Genomic DNA, 17,096 nt, shown 5'->3' on the forward strand with positions numbered 1-17,096 from the left:
TCGCGGGTGCGGGGTCCAGATTAGTCGCACCGCAATCAGGAGGACATGTCCGTGAAACCCGAATCCGCGTCCGCGCTCTTCGCCGGACCCTTCGCTCTCGCGACGCTCTCGGCCCCGGACGGGCCTCGCTTCCCCGCCCTCGTCACCCCGGACGGCCTGGTTCTCGACCTGCGGTCCGCGTTCGGCGACGAACGGCTGACCGTCCTGCACCTGCTGGAGGACTGGCCGACGACGCTGCCGAGGCTGCATGCCCTGGCCGCCGAGACCGGCCTCGCCCGGACTCCGCTCGCGGACCTCCACGTGCACGCGCCGGTCGAACCGCGGCAGGTATTCCAGTCGGGCGCGAACTACCGGCAGCACGTGATCGACCTGCATGTGGCGCACCGCGCGCCCGGTGACGACCGGCCCGAGGCCGAGCGGCGCGCCGAAGCGGCGGAGATCATGGACCGGCGGGCGGCCGAGGACCTGCCGTACGTCTTCATCGGCCTGCCCAGCGCGATCACCGGCCCCTACGACGACGTCGTCCTGCCCGCCTGGGCCGAACAGCCCGACTGGGAGCTGGAGTTGGCGGTCGTGATCGGCCGGCCGGCACACCGGGTGTCCGTCGAGGAGGCATCGGCGTGCATCGCGGGCTACACGATCGCCAACGACCTCACCGATCGTGCGACCGTCTTCCGCCGCGACATGCCGCAGATCGGCACCGACTGGCTGCGCAGCAAGAACGCACCCGGCTTCACCCCGCTCGGGCCGTGGATCGTGCCCGCCGAGTCGATCGCCCACCCGGACGATCTGCGCGTCACGCTGAAGCTCAACGGCGAGACCATGCAGGACGAGTCGACCAAGGACATGATCTTCAAGGTCGCGCGGATGGTGTCGTACGCCTCGCAGACCGCCCGCCTGCTGCCCGGTGACCTGGTGCTGACCGGCAGCCCGGCCGGCAACGGCATGCACTGGGGGCGGCTGCTGCGCGACGGCGACGTGATGGACGGGTCCATCACCGGTCTCGGCGCTCAGCGCACCCGCTGTGCCGCGGAGGCGTCGTGAACCGGCTCGATCCCGAGGGCGCGATCGCCGAGGCCGCCAAGGCGTACTCCAACTGGGGACGCTGGGGCGAGGACGACCGGCTCGGCACCCTGAACTTCCTCGACGAGGCCAAGCGCCGCGAGGGCGCCGCGCTCGTCCGGCGCGGCGCCAGCTTCTCTCTGTCGCAGTCCTTCGACATGAACGGCCCGCAGAAGGGCTGGCGGCGGCGCACCAACCCCGTCCACACCATGCTCGACACGGGCACCGACGCCGCCCTGGGCAACCAGGGCTTCCCGCACGGTATCGGCGGCGCCGACGACGTGATCGCCATGCCGCTGCAGTGCTCCACGCAGTGGGACGGCCTCGGCCACATCTTCGACCACGGCAAGGCATGGAACGGACGCCCGGCCGAGAAGGTCGTCACCTCCGACGGCGACCTCGTCACCGGCATCGAGCACATGGCCCCGCACGTCGCCGGGCGCGGCGTGCTGCTGGACGTCGGACGCGTGGTCGGCGCGGCGGGAGAACTGCCCGACGGCTTCGCGATCACCCCCGAGCACCTGACGGCGACCGCCGAGGCGCACGGGGTGAGCGTGGGACGCGGTGACATCGTGCTGGTACGCACCGGCCAGCTCGCACGGGTGCGCCGCGAGGGCTGGGGCGACTACGCGGGCGGTCCGGCGCCCGGCCTGTCATTCACCACCGCCGGCTGGCTGCACGGCGGCGAGATCGCCGCGATCGCCACCGACACCTGGGGCTTCGAGGTTCGCCCGAACGAGTTCGAGCACGCCTTCCAGCCCCTGCACCAGGTCGCGATCCCCAACATCGGCCTGCTGATCGGCGAGATGTGGGACCTGGAGGCCCTGGCCGAGGACTGCGCGGCCGACGGCGTGCACGAGTTCTGGCTGACCGCCGCTCCCCTGCCCATCACCGGTGCCGTCGGCTCGCCCGTCAGTCCCGTCGCCGTCAAGTAACCAGCGGAACGAAGGAGTTCCCCTATGAGCACACCCCGCAGCGCACCCCGTTCGGTCCTCGTCATCGGCGGCGGCGCGGCCGGCAACGCCGCGACGATCCTGCTGCGGCGCGCGGGTCTGGCCGTGGACCTGATCGAGGCCAAGGACGACTGGAACGCCACCGCCGGCTCCGGCATCACCCTCCAGGGCAACGCGCTGCGCGTGCTGCGCGAACTGGGGGTGTGGGAGCAGGTCAAGGCCTCCGGTTTCGGGTTCGGGTCCGTCGGCATCACCACCCCCGACGGCACGGTCCTGCACGTCGCCCGGGACATCCGTACCGGCGGCGACGACCTGCCCGCCACGGTCGGCATGCAGCGCCCCCGGCTGCAGCGCGTCCTGATCGATGCCGTCCGAGCGAGCGGCGCCTCGGTGCGCCTGGGCACCCGCGCCGAGTCCCTGGAACAGGACGGCGACGGCGTGACCGTCGCCTTCACCGACGGCACCCAGGGCCGCTACGACCTGGTGATCGCCGCCGACGGCCTCGGTTCCAGCACCCGCGCCGCCCTCGGCATCACCGCCAAGCCCGAACCCACCGGCATGGCCATCTGGCGCGTCGCCACCCCCCGCCCGGCCGGCGTCACCCGCACCGACCTCGCCTACGGAGGCCCCGCCTACATCGCCGGCTACTGCCCGACGAGCGACACGACGATCTACGCCTACCTCGTCGAGGCCAACCGCGACCGCGCCTCCATCCCCCTGGAGACGTACGCCGACGAGATGCGGCGCCTCGCGTCCGCGTACGGCGGCTTCTGGCCGGAGATCACCCAGCACATCACCGACCCCGCGAAGGTCAACTACACATGGTTCGACCGGCTGTTGGTGGAGGGGTCCTGGCATCGCGGCCGGGTCGTGCTGGTCGGCGACGCCGCGCACTGCTGCCCGCCCACCCTCGCCCAGGGTGCGGCCATGTCCCTGGAGGACGCGTGGGTGCTCGCGCAGCTGCTGACCGCGTCCGACGACTGGGACGACGCGCTGTTCCAGGCGTACTACGAGCGGCGCATCGCGCGCGTCCGCCCGGTCGTCGAGGCGTCCGTACAGATCGGGCAGTGGCAACTGGACGGCGTACGCGACGCGGACCTGCCCGGTCTGATGGGCCGCACCATGACCCTGCTCAGGGAGCTGCCGTGACCACTCGCCCCGCACCCGCCTCCCCCACCGTCGACGTGCACGCCCACCTGCTGCTGCCCGACGTCGAGGCCCTGGTGGAGGGCCTGCCCGGACTGGCCGGGGCCAAGGCGCTGGACGCCCGGCGCAACGGCCCCGCCGCCCTCGCCGTCAACGGCCCCATGGTGCGCGCACGCATCCCGCTGCTGCTCGACGTCACCGCACGGCTCGCCTCGATGGACGCCCAGGGCGTGGACGTCCAGCTCGTCAGCCCCTCCCCCTCGCACTACCACTACTGGACGGACGAGGAGACCGCCGAGAAACTGTGCCGCCTCGCCAACGAGGCGACCGCCGCCCACTGTTCGGCCGCTCCCGGCCGGCTGCGCGGCCTCGGACTGGTGCCGCTGCAGCACCCGGACCTGATGGTGGGCGCCCTGGACCACGCCCTGGAACAGGGGCTGGCCGGGGTGGAGATCTCCAGCCACGCGCCGGGCCGGGAACTGTCCGACCCGGCGTACGAACCCTTCTGGACGCGGGCCGAGGAGACAGGCGCGCTCGTCTTCCTGCACCCCTTCGGCTGCACCCTCGACGAGCGCCTGGACCGGTGGTACCTGTCCAACACCGTGGGCCAGCCCACCGAGAACGCCGTCGCTCTGTCGCACCTGATCTTCTCCGGCGTAATGGACCGCCATCCCGGGCTGAAGGTGATCGCCGCCCACGGCGGCGGCTACCTGCCCACCCACATCGGCCGCTCCGACCACGCCTGGACCACCCGCTCCGACGCCGGCGCCGGCTGCGCGCACCTGCCCAGCAGCTACCTGAAGCGCCTGTACTTCGACTCACTCGTCCACGACCCGTCGGTGCTGCGGGAGTTGATCCGCGTCGCCGGTCCCGACCGGGTCCTGCTCGGCTCCGACTTCCCCTTCGACATGGGCACCGAAGACCCCGTCGGCGCCCTGCGCGCGGCACGCCTGCCCGAGGCCGACTTCGACGCCGTACGCGGGGGCAACGCCGCCGCCCTCCTCTCCCTGGGAGCGACATCATGAGCGCACGCCTTCTCACCCACCTCAGGCACGTCGACCTCGCCGTGCCCGACTACGACAAGCAACTCGACTTCTACGCCGGCGTCTGGGGCCTGACCAAGGTCGAAGAGGACTCCGGCATCTCCTTCCTCGCCGCCGAGGGCTCCCCCGAGCAGTACGTCGTCCGGCTGCGCAAGGCCGACGGGAAACGCCTCGACCTCGTCTCCTACGGCGCCGCGAGCGCGGCCGACGTCGACACGCTCGCCGAGCAACTCCTGGCCGGTGGCGTCCAGTTGATCACGCAGCCGGGCAAGGTGGACACCCCCGGCGGCGGTTACGGCTTCCGCTTCTTCGACGTCGACGGCCGCACCCTCGAGGTCTCCACCGACGTCGAGGTCCGCCGGCATCGCAAGATCGAGGAGAAGGAGTCGATCCCGGTCAAGCTGTCCCACGTCGTGCTCAACTCCCCCGACCTGGACCGCACGAGGAGCTGGTACGAGCGGCACCTCGGCTTCCGGCTCTCCGACACCCTGAGCTCGCCGCACATGGGCGAGGTCATGCACTTCATGCGGATCTCCAACCAGCACCACTCGATGGCCCTGGCCAAGGGCCCGCACACCTCCCTGCACCACGTCTCCTTCGAGATGCGCGGCCTCGACGAGTACATGCGCGGCTCCGGCCGCGTCATCCGCGCCGGGTTCCAGAAGATCTGGGGCCCCGGCCGGCACATGGCGGGCGACAACACCTTCACCTACTTCCTCGACCCGCACGGCAACACCGTCGAGTACACGACGGAGTTGGAGCTGCTGGACGAGGACACCTGGCATCCGCACGTCTACGACTTCTCCCGGCCCGAGGTCACCGACCAGTGGGGCACCGCGAACCCCATGAACGAACTCATCGCCAAGGAGTCCTTCAACGACCCCGACCGCGGCTGCTTCGTCGCACCGCCGGTCTGACCCCGACCCCGACTCCCGGGAGCACGGCAGCCCTGTCAACTGCCCTGACGCACCGCCCGCCGTGCCCCCGGGCCCAGCCCACAGCCAGGAGCCCGCTCATGCGCTTCGCCGCCTACGCACACCACGACCAGCGCCGCCTCGCGGTCGTCGACGACGACGGAGTGCTGTACCCGGTGCCCGGCGTCCGCTCCCTCACCGAGGCCCTCGCCGCCGGAGACGGCCTGCCCGCACTGCTCGACCTCGGCGCCGCCACCCTCGACGTACCACCCGGCCCGCACATCTCCCGGGTACGCCTGCTGCCACCGCTCCAGCCCACCTCTGTAAGGGACTTCGTCACCTTCGAGGAACACGTCGAAGGCGTACGGCGGTCCGTCGACCGGGCCGCCGGAGTGCCCGAGCAGTGGTACGCGGCCCCCACCTTCTACTTCACCAACCCGCACGCCGTCCACGCGACCGGCGACGCCATCCCGATGCCGCCCGGCTGCACCGTCCTGGACTTCGAGCTCGAAGTCGCCGCCGTCATCGGCCGCGAGGGCCGCGACCTCACCCCTGAGGAGGCTCGCGACCACATCGTCGGCTACACCGTCTTCAACGACTGGTCCGCCCGCGACCTGCAGTCCGCCGAGATGCAGGTGGGCCTCGGCCCCTGCAAGGGCAAGGACACCGCCACCACCCTCGGCCCCTGGCTCGTCACCGCCGACGAACTGGACGAGCACCGCGACGAAGACGGCTTCCTGCGGCTCGCGCTCACCGCCGAGGTCAACGGCGAGATCGTCGGCCGTGACCTGCTGTCCAACATGAGCTGGACCTTCGAAGAGATGGTCGCCTACGCCTCCCGCGGCACCCGGGTGCTGCCCGGCGACGTCCTGGGCTCCGGCACCTGCGGCAACGGCGGCTGCCTCGCCGAACTGTGGGGCCGGCGCGGCGAACAGAGCCCGCCGCCGCTCAAGCCCGGCGACACCGTCACCCTCACGGTCGACGGCATCGGCACCCTCACCAACACCGTCGTCCCCGGCGCCGCCCCCGTCCCCCTGCCCGCCGGCCGGCGCCGTTCCCGGGAGCGGCCGTGAGCGACCTGCATCCCAAGAGGCTCCTCGGCAAGGTCGTCGTGGTCACCGGCGCCGCCCGCGGCCAGGGCGCCGCCGAGGCCGAAGCCCTGGTCCGGGAGGGCGCCCGCGTCATCGCCACCGACGTCGAACCCGCCGACGGCTGCCGTCGTCTCGACGTCACCAGCGACAAGGACTGGACGGATCTCGCCGCCGAGCTGGAGGTGGCGTACGGGCAGGTCCACGGCCTGGTCAACAACGCCGGCATCACTTGGCGGGCCCGGCTCGGCGACGTACGGCCCGAGGACCTCGACCGCGTGCACGCCGTCAACGTCACCGGACCGCTGCTCGGCATCCAGCGCCTCGCCCCGCTCATGCCGCCCGGCTCCTGCATCGTCAACGTCGGCTCCTCGGCCGCCCTCACCGCCCACTACCCGGTCGCCTACACCACCAGCAAGTGGGCCCTCAGAGGCCTGTCGAAGACGGCGGCCCTGGAACTCGGCCCGCGCGGCATCCGCGTCAACACCGTCCACCCCGGCTACATCGACACCGAGATGACCGCCTCCGCCGCCCCCGCCTTCCGCGAGGCGAACATCCGCGAGACCCCGCTGGGCCGCACCGGCACCGTGGACGAGATCACCCCGCTGGTCGTCTTCCTGCTGTCGGACGAGTCCTCCTTCATCACCGGCGCCGAGATCCCCGTCGACGGCGGCCTGACGGCGCACGGCGGCGTGAAGTCCATCTCGGACGCGCTGCTGAGGGAGGGCGGTCGGTGAAGCGGCTCGACGGCAAGGTGGCCCTGATCTCCGGGACGGCGCGGGGCCAGGGCCGGGCCGCGGCGCTGCGCTTCGCGGCCGAGGGCGCGCTCGTCGTGGGCGGCGACCTGCTGCACGAACAGGCCCTGGAGACCCAGCGGCTCATCGCCCGAGAGGGCGGCACCGCTCTCACCCCCGGCCCGCTCGACGTCACCGACGAGCACTCCGTGCGCGCCTGGACCGAGGCGGCCGTGGACGCGTTCGGCGGCATCGACATCGTTTACGCCAACGCCGGTGCCGTCCGCTTCGGGGCCATCGCCCACCAGCCCTACGAGGACTTCGCGTTCACGATGCGCGCCGAGCTCGACTCGGTGTGGCTGACCGTGCGGGCCGCCTGGCCGCACCTGGTCCGCAGCCGCGGCTGCGTCCTCACCGTCGGCTCCACCGCGGGCCTCACCGGCTCCCTCACCAACCGGCGCACGGCACACTCCGCTTCCAAGGGCGCGGTCATCGCCCTGACCCGCCAACTCGCCGCCGAAGGGGCCCCGCACGGCATCCGCGCGAACTGCGTCAGCCCCGGAATGATCGACACCGACGGCACCCGCGGCGACCTCCTCGCCGACGACCACCCGATGCGTGACATCGCCCGGCACATCCCGCTCGGCCGCGTCGGACTCCCCGACGAGGTCGTGAGCGCCGCCGTGTTCCTCGCCTCCGGCGAAGCCGCGTACATCACGGGCGCCAACCTCGTCGTCGACGGCGGCTGGTCCGCCGTCCTGCCCGGCGCGACCCCCTGAAAGGACTCCCTCGCATGAACAAGGTCCGCGCGAGCGCCGCCGAGGCGGTCGCCGACATCCCCGACGGCGCCTCGCTGGCCGTCGGCGGCTTCGGCCTCAGCGGCGTGCCCGAGACCCTCGTCCGCGCCCTGCACGACCAGGGCGCGAGCGGTCTGCGGGTCGTCTCCAACAACTGCGGCGTCGACGGCCGGGGGCTCGGCGTGCTGCTCGCCGCGGGCCGCATCGCCCGCGTCACCGGCTCCTACGTCGGCGAGAACAAGGAGTTCGCCCGCCAGTACCTCTCCGGCGAGCTGGAGGTCGAACTGGTGCCGCAGGGCACCCTCGCCGAACGCCTGCGCGCGGGGGGCGCCGGCATCCCCGCCTTCTACACCCCGGCCGGCGTCGGCACTCAGGTCGCGCGGGGCGGCCTGCCCTGGCGCCACGCCCCGGACGGCTCCGTCGCCGTGGCCTCCCCGCCCAAGGAGACCCGCGACTTCGCGGGCCGCCCGCACGTGATGGAACACGGCATCACCACCGACTTCGCCCTCGTACGGGCCTGGCGCGGCGACCGCCACGGCAACCTCCGCTTCCGCAAGGCCGCCGCGAACTTCAACCCGCTCGCCGCCATGGCCGGCCGCATCACCATCGCCGAGGTCGAGGAACTGGTCGAACCGGGCGACCTGCGCCCCGACGACGTCCACCTGCCCGGCGTGTTCGTGCAGCGCGTGGTGGAACTGACGGCCGCTCAGGCCACCGACAAGCAGATCGAGAAGAGGACGGTACGTTCCTGATGGCCTGGACCCGCGACCAGACGGCCGCCCGCGCCGCCGCCGAACTCACCGACGGCTCCTACGTCAATCTCGGCATCGGCCTGCCCACCCTGATCCCCGGCCACCTCCCGTCCGGCGTGCACGTCACCCTGCACTCCGAGAACGGCGTCCTCGGCACCGGCCCCTACCCCACCGAAAACGACGTCGACCCCGACCTCATCAACGCGGGCAAGGAGACCGTCACCGTGCGGCCCGGCGCCGCCTTCTTCGACTCCGCCCTGTCCTTCGCCATGATCCGCGGCGGCCACATCGACACCGCCGTGCTGGGCGCCATGCAGGTCTCGGCCGGCGGAGACCTCGCCAACTGGATGATCCCCGGCAAGACGGTCAAGGGCATGGGCGGCGCCATGGACCTCGTCCACGGCGCCCGCCGCGTCATCGTCCTCATGGACCACATCGCCAAGGACGGCAGCCCCAAGATCCTCCAGGAGTGCACCCTGCCCCTCACCGGAGAACGGTGCGTGCACCGGATCATCACCGACCTCGCCGTCCTCGACGTCACCCCCGACGGCCTGAGCCTGGCCGAGACCGCTCCGGGCGTCACGGTGGAGGACGTCATCGCGCACACCGACGCGCCTCTGCGAGCGTCCAACATCCGTGCAACGGCTGCCTGTTGATTGACCTCTGGCGATGTCGCCTCAGCAGCCGCCGCACCCGGGCGGTCGGTGGTGCTCCGTGCGCGGTTCGGAAGCGCGTGGCAGCGGCTGGTGCCAGTCGCCCAGCGTCGCGAGGAGGAACTGGCGGGCGTGCGTGCGTATCTCGGACCACGCGGGGTCGGTGAGCAGAGCCTCGCTCCAGAGGCCGGCGCGCCGGGTGGTGCCGATCTCGGCGAGGCTGCGGCCGAGGGCCTGGAGATGGCGCTGATGTCCGGGTTCGAAGAATCCGCGCTCCGTGAGCCCCTCGGAGACGCGGCAGAGGAGTTCCACCTCTTCCACCACGGATCCCGTGTCCCATTCCCGTTTCCCCAGCCAGGCGAGCTGGTCCTGAACGCCCGCCGCGAGGAGGGCCGTGATGCGCAGGGTCCACACGCGCAGGTGCGCGTCGCCGAAGTGGTTCATCCGGGCAGGATCGCACCTCAGGCCCCTATGAGGGCGGCGGGCTCCTGCCCCTATGAGGGAGGGCTCCTCCAATGCGCCGACGGATGCAGCGCGTGGGAGGAGCCCCTGTGCGGTGGGGCCGAAGTCGGGTCAGGCGCAGGTGGGCACGCCGTCCAGCCAGGCCGGGCCCTGGATGTAGATGTTCGTCATCCATGCCTTGTAGTCGGGCAGGTAGGCCCAGGCGTCGTTGGTGTAGCCGTCGGAGGTGACGACCTCCGCGTGCTTCTGGCACTCCACGCGGATGGTGGTGGGGCCGGGGAAGGCGTAGACGCGGCCGGCGCCGACGGAGGGCGCCTTCTTCGTCCAGACGCCGGTGCCCCAGGTCTTGAAGACATGCCCGGTGACCGCGCCGGTGTCGACGCGGACGGCACCGAAGTAGTCGCCGCCCAGGCGGACGTCACTGACCATCAGATGCGTACCGGACTGCTTCGCCTCGACCATCTTTCCCGCGCCCAGGTAGATCGCGATGTGATGCAGGTCCGCCGTCGTCCCGTAGGCCAGCAGATCGCCGGGAAGCAACGGGGCCGTGCCCTGGTCGGCGGTGAAGCGGGTGGCGGCGCGCACCGTGTAGTACTGCTGACTCGCGTCGCCGTTGAGGATGTCGGAGCCGGCGGCCTGCGCGTAGGCGTACCGGACCAGGCCCGAGCAGTCGAAGCCGAGTCGCTCGGGGTCGTGTGCGCTGGCCGGGTCGGTGGGGTCGACCTGGCCGTAGGTGGCGCCGGGCTGGGCGCCGTGGCCGCCGCCCCAGGTGTACCAGGTGCCCGCGTCGACCTGGGCGCAGGCGGCGGCGATGGCGCGCTCGGCGGCCGCGGAGCCGCCGGAGGCGAGGACGCCGCAGCCGCTCGCCGCCGCGGCGGGCGCGGCGGGCGCGGCGACTGCCGCGGGCGCCCAGAGGAGAAGAGTAAGTAACCCGATGAGTGTGCCGATGATTCCGGTCCGCCGGAGCATGCCGGGACCCCCGTTTTCCGTGATGCGTGAATGGTCGTGGATCAGCCTGCCGACCGGGCACCGGCCGGTCGAGGACCCGGCGTCACCCCACCCCGAAAGGCAACGGGAAACCCTTGGGAAACCCTCTGCGACCAGCGGTGTCCGGCCCCGCCGCGGTCAGGGTCGCGCGCACGCGGGGTCGAGGGGGACGGGCAGTCCCGGCATCAGCGCCTTGCGTTCCTCCGGTCCGATCGCCAGGCGCAGCCGGCAGATCCGCGCGAGCCGGGCGCCGAGGTCCAGGTCCCACAGTCGTACGGTCCCGTCGGTGCTGCTGCTGGCCACCGTCCGCCCGTCCGGGGCGAACGCGACGCCCCACACCGCGTTCGTGTGCCCGGTGAGCGTGGCCCAGGGCCGTCGTCCGGGCACGTCCCAGAGCCGAACCGTACGGTCGCTGCCGCTGCTTGCGAGGAGTCGGCCGTCCGGTGAGAAGGCGATACCGCGGACCGAGCCCGCGTGACCGGTCAGGGAGGCCTCGAGACGGCGGTGGCGGACGTCCCACAGGCGGACCGTGCCGTCGTTGCCGCTGCTCGCGAGGGTCGTCCCGTCGGGGCTGAAGGCGACGCCCCGGACGGCGCCGGTGTGGCCGGCGAGGGTGGCGAGCAGGCGGTGGCCGGCCGTGTCCCACAGCCGTACCGTCAGATCGTCGCCCGCGCTGGCCAGAGTGCGGCCGTCCGGGCTGAACGCGACATCGTTGGCGAAGTCCGTGTGCCCGTGCAGAACGGCGAGTCGACGGTGGGTCCCGACGTCCCACAGGCGGACCGTGCGGTCGGCGCCCGCGGACGCGAGGGTGCGGCCGTCCGGCGCGAACGCCACCGAGAAGACGTTCCCGGTGTGGCCGGTGAGGGTGGCGAGCGCGCGGTGCGAGGGGATGTCCCACAGCCGGACCGTGCCGTCCGAGCCCGCCGACGCCAGGGTGCGGCCGTCCGGCGCGAACGCCACCGAGAACACGCTCTCGCGGTGGCCCGTGAAGGTCTTCACGATCCGGTGCCGGGCCACGTCCCACAGCCGTACGGTGTGGTCCGCGTCGGCGGTGGCCAGGAGTCTTCCGTCGGGGCTGTACGCGGCCTGCGAGACCTCGGTGAAGGGACGCGCCGTCAGCACCGGGCCGCGCAGGTCCCACAGCACCACGGACTGGTCGAACCCTCCGGTGGCGAGCGTCGTCCCGCTGGAGTTCACGGCGACGGACATCACGTAGTCGGTGTGCCCGGCGAGGATCGCCGCCGGGCGGCCGGTGCGCACGTCCCACAGGCGGGTGGTGCCGTCGCCGCCCGCGCTGACGACCGTGGTGCCGTCCGGTGTGTAGGCGACCGCGTTGACGTCGTCGCTGTGTCCGGTGAGCGTCGCCGTGGTCCGGTGCGTGGCCACGTCCCACAGCCGCACGGTCCGGTCACCGCCTCCGGAGGCCACGCTCCGCCCGTCCGGGGCGAACGCCACCCCGAGCACTTCGTCGGTGTGCCCCTTGAGTACGGCCAGGGGGCGGGCGCGGTCGGTGCCCCAGAGCCGTACGGTCCCGTCGGAGCCGCCTGAGGCCAGCGTCCGCCCGTTCGGGGCGTAGGCGAGCGAGTTGACGCGTCCGGTGTGGCCGACGAGGCGTCTGACGGTGGGGTGGTCGCCGCCGGTGGCCCACAACTGCACCGATCCGTCGCGGGCCGCGACGGCGAGGGTACGGCCCCGGGGGTCGAAGGCGAGCGACCGGGCCCCGCCGGTGGCCGCGGACAGCAGGGTCCGCAGCCGGTGGCGGGCGGTGTCCCAGATCCGTACCGGCCCGTCCGTCGATGTCGCCGCGAGCGTGCGCCCGTCGGGGCTGAAGGCGACCGAGCGGACCCGTCCGGGGACGGTGAAGGTGGCGACGGTCCGGTGGTCGGCGCTACGGCGCAGTTGTACGGTGCCGTACGCCCCGGCCGTGGCGAGCAGTTCGCCGTCCGGGGCGAAGGCGAGCGCGTTGACGGGTCCGTGGTGGCCGAGGAGGCGGGCCGAGAACGCCTGGGCCTGGGTGCTCAGCAGCGCCCCGCGTGCCTCTGGGGTGCGGTCGGCGCGGTAGGCCTCCTCGGCGAGCAGCATGGACGCCTCGGGCTGGCCGCCGGCCAGGGAGGTCGACTGCACGGCGAGGGCCTGGGAGCGGGCGACGCGCTCCTGGCCGAGGGCGGCGGAGCGCTGCTGGTAGGCGAGGCCGCCCGCGGTCACGGCGAGCCCGAGCAGTACGGCCAGAACGACCGACAGGGCTTGTTTCAGGCGTGTCTGACGCCTGGCCAGCAGCCTGCGGGTGTCCTCCTCTGCCTGGCTGGCCAGCAGGAAGGCCTCTTCGCCCGGGCCGAGACGGCTGCGGGTGTCGAGTTCGTCCGCCCAGGAGCGGACGGTGTCGAGGCGGGTGCCGCGGTAGAGGGCGGAGGGGTCGCGGTGCTCCCGCTCCCATTCGGCGGCGGCGTGGGCGAGTTGCTGGTGGACGAGCAGGCCGGCCCGGTCGGCGTGGATCCAGTCGCGCAGCCGGGGCCAGGCGTGCAGCAGGGCCTCGTGGGTGATCTCGACGGTGTCCCGGTCCACGGTGATCAACCGGGCCCGGACGAAGGCGTCGAGGGCGGCCGTGGCGGCGTCCGCGTCGCCGAGTTGTTCCATGAGGACGTGGCGGCCGGCGCGGCGCCGGGTCGCGACGGTTCCGTCGTCGGACACGTGGACGAGGCGGGACAGGATGCGCCGGATGGACTTCTGTTCGGCCGGGTACAGGCGGGCGAACACGGTCTCGGCGGTGCGGGCGACGGCGCCCTGGATGCCGCCGGTGCGTTCGTAGCCGGCCACCGTGAGGCTGGTGCCCTCGCGCTGCTGCCAGGTGGCGAGAAGGGCGTGCGAGATGAGGGGCAGCGCACCGGACGGGGTGCCTTGGGGGGCGGCGGCGGCGCTCGCGCCGGCCGGTTCGTCGCGCAGGCCAGCGTCGCGCAGGAGGAGCGGGACGAGGCCGGGTTCCAGGGTGATCCCGGCGAGTTCGGCGGGGCGGGTGATGGACTCGCGCAGCTCCGCGACGGACATGGGGAGCAGTACGAACAATCCGTCGGTGAACAGCGGTGCCAGCTCGGGGAGTTCGAGGCAGTGCCCGGAGAAGTCGGCGCGGACACCGAGCACGACCACCGCCGGGTCGGGGCAGGTGGACACCGCGCGCAGAACCCGGACGAAGGTCCGTCTCTCGTCCTCGTCGGAGCAGAGGGTGAACAGTTCCTCGAACTGGTCGACGAGCAGCACGGGCCGCACCGGTGGCGGTCGGCGGCCGTCAGAGTCGGGCGCAGGGTCGTGGGAGCGGGCGCGGACGGCTTCCAGAAGGGCCTCGGGGTGGTCGGCCACCCGCGCCGAGGTGAGGTCGAGATCGCTGCCGAGGACCTTCGTGGCCCGTTCTAGGAGCTCGTCGACAGGGTGGGCGGTGGGGGTGAGGGCGATGACGGGCCAGCGGTCGGCACCGGGCATGGGGAAGCCGCCGGGGCGCCGCAGTGCCGGGACGAGACCGGCGTTCAGCAGGGAGGACTTGCCGGCGCCGGACGGGGCGACGAGCAACAGCGGCCCACTGCCGACGCGTTGGAAGACCCGTTCGACGAGTGCGGCCGTGGCACGCTCCCGGCCGAAGAAGCGGGCCGCGTCCTGCGGGGTGAACGCCGCCAGGCCCCGGTACGGGCAGTCGGGCGCACCGGTGTCGGCGGCCGGCCCGCCGCCGCGCTCCACCGGGACGCCGTCCCGCACCAGCCGGAGCAACTCGCCCTCGGCGCGCAGGATGTGGTCGCACTGGCGGGCGACGTCGCGGGTCGCCCGCTTGACGCCGGTCTCGATCTTGCTGAGATAGCCCTTGCTGTAATGGGTCTGGCGCGCGAGGTCCGCCAGCGACAGACCGCGCTCCCTGCGCAACCGTCTCAGCTGCGCGGGAAACGACGGCGTGGCCTGTGCGGGGTTCTCCGGCTGGTCGGTCCGGTCGACGCCCGCGTGTACGTGTTCCTGGTCCCCCAAGGCGTCCCCCTAGGCACTGGCCTGCCCGGTCGTGAGACGGCGGATGCCCAGGTTACTGCGGGGGTCGGACACGGAACCAAGCCTTTCACCCGGAGTGGCGAAAACGGCACCGCCGGGACCGGTGTGGGGCCGGTCCCGGCGGTCGCTCCCCCGTGGCGAAGGACGCTGGGTGCGCTACGGCCGGTTGAGGGTGATGGAGTTGACCGGCGTGAGGTTCTCGTAAGCCCAGTCGTCCTGGAAGAGGGTCTCGTAGCAGTTGGTGCCGCCGTAGTTGTGGCAGAGGCTGGCGGTGGCGCCTCCGTACTGGTTGTTGAGGACCGCGTGCTCCCCGTACTGGTTGCTCAGGTTGTGGTAGCCGTAGCTGCTGAACTGGACCGTCGGGTGCGGGTCGTCGAAGGGTTCGACGCCCTCGGCCCAGATACACACGTTGCCGGACCTGCACCCGTACACCGTGGAGTCGCCGGCGGGCGCGGCCTGGGCGGCACCGCCCATCGCCACTACCGCCGTGGCCACGGTCGCGAACGCGGCGGCGGCACTCAACATCTTGCGCATGTTTCCCCCTGGTGGGTCTCCTGCGTCGTCGCAGGCCGTGCATCGAGCTGACGGGGATCAGCCTGTCCCGGGGCGCCGGCGCGGTCGACGGGTTTCCTGTTGCCCGTCCCGGGAGCCGCCGGGAAACCGAGCCTGAGCTGGGGTTCCCCGGATCGGCGGTCAACCGGCGAGCCCGGACCGGGCCACCGCACCACCGGCGCGACGGAGCGGTCAGGAGGCGTGGCGGAAGACCGCGGCCGGGCCGATGACGTCGGGCCCGTACTTCTCCCGCACCCGGTCGACGACCTCCTCGGCCACCAGGCGGGCTTCACGGGCGTCGTCGAGGGTGATCTGCCGGGCGACCTCGCCGGCGTCGACGAGGTCCTCGCCCCTGAGCGCGAGCCCGGTCAGCCGTCCGCGCTGCAGACCGGCGGCGTCCATCAGCCGGTAGGCGAGCACGCGCAGGTCGTCGTCGTGGGCGGACGGCTCCGCGAGGCGGCGGGTCTTCTCCCAGCGGCTGCCGCCGGCGAAGCGCAGGGTGAGGGTCACGGCGCGGGCGGCCTGGTCGCGGCGGCGCAGCAGCAGGCCGAGGCGCACCACCAGTTCCAGCAGGGCGGCGCGGACGTCGGCGCCGTCCAGGACATGGCGGTCGAAGGCGCGGCTCACGGCCGCCGTGGTGGGCAGCTCGCGCGGGACGACGGGCCGGGGGTCGATGCCGCGGGCCCGGTCGGACGCCGTGCGGCCGGCCTTCCCGCCCAGCAGACGCTGCACGGTGGCGGGCTCGACGGCGGCGAGCAGGCCCACGCTGTGGATGCCGTAGTCGTGCAGCACGTCGGCCTGGCGGGGGCCGATGCCGTGCAGGGCCTCGACGGGCAGCGGGTCCAGCCAGGAGGCGACCTGGTCGGGGTCGACGGCGAGGACGCCGCCAGGCCGGGGCGTCCGGGCGGAGGCGGTGGCGGCGACGGTGATCGTGGGCCCGATGCCGACCCTGATGTCGACGCCGAGGCGGGAGAGGGTGCGCACGCGCAGCACTTCCCCCAGGCGGCGCGCGTCCGCGCCGTGGTAGCGCAGGGCACCTTTCAGCTCCACCAGCGCCGCGCCGGGCGGGAGCGCCCGCACCACCGGTGAGAGCTCGGCCAGCTGCTCAAGGACCTGCCGGTAGCCCTCCTCCCCCAGCCCGTCCGGGCAACGCACGTGCATCACCGTCGACACCTCATGTGCCCTCGTCATGACCCTCACCTCCCGCACCCCACGTTATCGAACATTAAATCGAACACGCGAGGGCGCGCGACGGGGATCATGAGCATAGAATCAAAAACGTGTTCGATGACCTGCCGCCCGACCTGGACCGCCTGCACACCCTGCGCGTCTGGCACGCCCTGTGGCTGGCCAGGATCGACGCGAAGATCGAGGCGCTGCGAGTGCGGCAGGCCGAGGCCGAACACGGCCGGCGCACCCGGCCGCGGCCGCCGGAGTGGATCGTCGAACTCGGCATCGGCACCGGCCGCCGCCCCGTCCAGGTCCACGCCGGCGACTGCCACATGGCCGGCTCGCGGCGCCGGCCCGTCGGCCGCGACGAGGCCCGCCGCCTACTCGCCACGGGCCTCACGGCCTGCATCCACTGCCGGCCCGACGTCCAGCTCGACGTCGTGGACTTATCCCGGCGGAGGACCGGCCAGCGTTCGATCGATGCACGATATCGCCCGATATCCTGACTCTTGGGCGATATGAAACCAATCGCCCAGAACAGGACTTCTCCCCATGACGACTCCCCCGCCTCCGGTCAGTGAGCCCGATCCGTCCGCGCTCATCTGCCCCGGCGACAAGGTCGGCCCGTGCGCCGCCTGCCAGCGCAAGACCCACAAGTACGGCTCCGGCGGCAGCCCGCTGTGCCAGTGGTGCATGGCGTCGGCCCAGGAGAAGTGGGGTCCCGGCGTGCGCTACACCAGCACCAGACCCTGACCGGCGCGCG

17 protein-coding genes are annotated in these 17,096 nt (G+C 72.7%); 12 read left to right on the top strand and 5 right to left on the bottom strand.

Going from position 1 to position 17,096, the window contains the following annotated elements:
* The first annotated feature begins 45 nt into the window (after positions 1-45).
* From LN251_RS38035 to LN251_RS38080, 10 genes are all read left to right on the top strand, one after another.
* On the top strand, positions 46-1,044 hold the full coding sequence (locus tag LN251_RS38035) for a fumarylacetoacetate hydrolase family protein (protein ID WP_458248715.1): 999 nt from the start codon (positions 46-48) through the stop codon (positions 1,042-1,044).
* Positions 1,041-1,997 (top strand): cyclase family protein, encoded by a 957-nt coding sequence (locus tag LN251_RS38040; protein ID WP_458248716.1) that lies wholly within the window; start codon positions 1,041-1,043, stop codon positions 1,995-1,997. Before LN251_RS38035 ends, LN251_RS38040 begins: the two co-directional genes overlap by 4 nt.
* A gap of 24 nt (positions 1,998-2,021) precedes the next feature.
* Positions 2,022-3,164, top strand: a complete 1,143-nt coding sequence (locus LN251_RS38045) for an FAD-dependent oxidoreductase (protein WP_458248717.1) — start codon at positions 2,022-2,024, stop codon at positions 3,162-3,164.
* Positions 3,161-4,186 (top strand): amidohydrolase family protein, encoded by a 1,026-nt coding sequence (locus tag LN251_RS38050; protein WP_458248718.1) that lies wholly within the window; start codon positions 3,161-3,163, stop codon positions 4,184-4,186. Before LN251_RS38045 ends, LN251_RS38050 begins: the two co-directional genes overlap by 4 nt.
* Positions 4,183-5,121, top strand: a complete 939-nt coding sequence (locus LN251_RS38055; RefSeq protein WP_458248719.1) for a VOC family protein — start codon at positions 4,183-4,185, stop codon at positions 5,119-5,121. Before LN251_RS38050 ends, LN251_RS38055 begins: the two co-directional genes overlap by 4 nt.
* A 98-nt stretch (positions 5,122-5,219) precedes the next feature.
* Positions 5,220-6,191 (top strand): fumarylacetoacetate hydrolase family protein, encoded by a 972-nt coding sequence (locus LN251_RS38060; RefSeq protein ID WP_458248720.1) that lies wholly within the window; start codon positions 5,220-5,222, stop codon positions 6,189-6,191.
* The gene (locus LN251_RS38065) at positions 6,188-6,943 is read left to right on the top strand and encodes an SDR family NAD(P)-dependent oxidoreductase (protein WP_458248721.1); all 756 of its coding nucleotides are present in this window, start codon (positions 6,188-6,190) and stop codon (positions 6,941-6,943) included. The genes LN251_RS38060 and LN251_RS38065 overlap by 4 nt, the downstream gene beginning before the upstream one ends.
* Positions 6,940-7,719, top strand: coding sequence for an SDR family NAD(P)-dependent oxidoreductase (locus tag LN251_RS38070; protein ID WP_458248722.1), 780 nt, complete (start codon positions 6,940-6,942; stop codon positions 7,717-7,719). Before LN251_RS38065 ends, LN251_RS38070 begins: the two co-directional genes overlap by 4 nt.
* 14 nt (positions 7,720-7,733) lie before the next feature.
* Entirely contained in the window at positions 7,734-8,489 is a 756-nt protein-coding gene (locus tag LN251_RS38075) for a CoA transferase subunit A (RefSeq protein WP_458248723.1), read from the top strand.
* Positions 8,489-9,145, top strand: coding sequence for a CoA transferase subunit B (locus tag LN251_RS38080; protein ID WP_458248724.1), 657 nt, complete (start codon positions 8,489-8,491; stop codon positions 9,143-9,145). The genes LN251_RS38075 and LN251_RS38080 overlap by 1 nt, the downstream gene beginning before the upstream one ends.
* Positions 9,146-9,166: 21 nt before the next feature.
* Here the strand turns inward: LN251_RS38080 and LN251_RS38085 are convergent, their stop codons facing one another.
* The 5 genes from LN251_RS38085 to LN251_RS38105 form a co-directional block, all read right to left on the bottom strand.
* A complete protein-coding gene (locus tag LN251_RS38085; protein ID WP_458248725.1) occupies positions 9,167-9,586 on the bottom strand; it encodes a hypothetical protein in 420 nt (139 codons plus the stop codon).
* A 129-nt stretch (positions 9,587-9,715) separates the two neighbouring features.
* Positions 9,716-10,573 carry an NlpC/P60 family protein gene (locus LN251_RS38090; RefSeq protein WP_458248726.1) on the bottom strand — a complete coding sequence of 286 codons (858 nt, stop codon included), beginning with the start codon at positions 10,571-10,573 and terminating at the stop codon, positions 9,716-9,718.
* Positions 10,574-10,729: 156 nt separating this feature from the next.
* Positions 10,730-14,593, bottom strand: coding sequence for an nSTAND1 domain-containing NTPase (locus tag LN251_RS38095; protein ID WP_458248727.1), 3,864 nt, complete (start codon positions 14,591-14,593; stop codon positions 10,730-10,732).
* A 174-nt stretch (positions 14,594-14,767) separates the two neighbouring features.
* Positions 14,768-15,145: a hypothetical protein gene (locus tag LN251_RS38100; protein ID WP_458248728.1), complete on the bottom strand. Its 378-nt coding sequence runs from the start codon at positions 15,143-15,145 to the stop codon at positions 14,768-14,770.
* A 210-nt stretch (positions 15,146-15,355) separates the two neighbouring features.
* Positions 15,356-16,354, bottom strand: a complete 999-nt coding sequence (locus tag LN251_RS38105) for a DNA polymerase Y family protein (RefSeq protein WP_458248729.1) — start codon at positions 16,352-16,354, stop codon at positions 15,356-15,358.
* A gap of 89 nt (positions 16,355-16,443) precedes the next feature.
* Here LN251_RS38105 and LN251_RS38110 point away from each other — a divergent pair, with 89 nt between their 5' ends.
* Together LN251_RS38110 and LN251_RS38115 are read left to right on the top strand one after the other, a co-directional pair.
* The gene (locus LN251_RS38110) at positions 16,444-16,839 is read left to right on the top strand and encodes a DUF6233 domain-containing protein (protein ID WP_458248730.1); all 396 of its coding nucleotides are present in this window, start codon (positions 16,444-16,446) and stop codon (positions 16,837-16,839) included.
* Between the two features lie 46 nt (positions 16,840-16,885).
* On the top strand, positions 16,886-17,086 hold the full coding sequence (locus LN251_RS38115; protein WP_458248731.1) for a hypothetical protein: 201 nt from the start codon (positions 16,886-16,888) through the stop codon (positions 17,084-17,086).
* Positions 17,087-17,096 lie beyond the last annotated feature (10 nt).

Source organism: Streptomyces sp. MAI_2237 (assembly GCF_054189285.1).

Bases quoted from the DNA above. Each gene is read 5' to 3' on its own strand.
- LN251_RS38035 (WP_458248715.1), top strand. From the start codon at position 46: ATGTCCGTGAAACCCGAATCCGCGTCCGCGCTCTTCGCCGGACCCTTC.
- LN251_RS38045 (WP_458248717.1), top strand. From the start codon at position 2,022: ATGAGCACACCCCGCAGCGCACCCCGTTCGGTCCTCGTCATCGGCGGC.
- LN251_RS38055 (WP_458248719.1), top strand. From the start codon at position 4,183: ATGAGCGCACGCCTTCTCACCCACCTCAGGCACGTCGACCTCGCCGTG.
- LN251_RS38060 (WP_458248720.1), top strand. From the start codon at position 5,220: ATGCGCTTCGCCGCCTACGCACACCACGACCAGCGCCGCCTCGCGGTC.
- LN251_RS38075 (WP_458248723.1), top strand. From the start codon at position 7,734: ATGAACAAGGTCCGCGCGAGCGCCGCCGAGGCGGTCGCCGACATCCCC.
- LN251_RS38080 (WP_458248724.1), top strand. From the start codon at position 8,489: ATGGCCTGGACCCGCGACCAGACGGCCGCCCGCGCCGCCGCCGAACTC.
- LN251_RS38085 (WP_458248725.1), bottom strand. From the start codon at position 9,586: ATGAACCACTTCGGCGACGCGCACCTGCGCGTGTGGACCCTGCGCATC.
- LN251_RS38090 (WP_458248726.1), bottom strand. From the start codon at position 10,573: ATGCTCCGGCGGACCGGAATCATCGGCACACTCATCGGGTTACTTACT.
- LN251_RS38100 (WP_458248728.1), bottom strand. From the start codon at position 15,145: ATGCGCAAGATGTTGAGTGCCGCCGCCGCGTTCGCGACCGTGGCCACG.
- LN251_RS38105 (WP_458248729.1), bottom strand. From the start codon at position 16,354: ATGACGAGGGCACATGAGGTGTCGACGGTGATGCACGTGCGTTGCCCG.
- LN251_RS38115 (WP_458248731.1), top strand. From the start codon at position 16,886: ATGACGACTCCCCCGCCTCCGGTCAGTGAGCCCGATCCGTCCGCGCTC.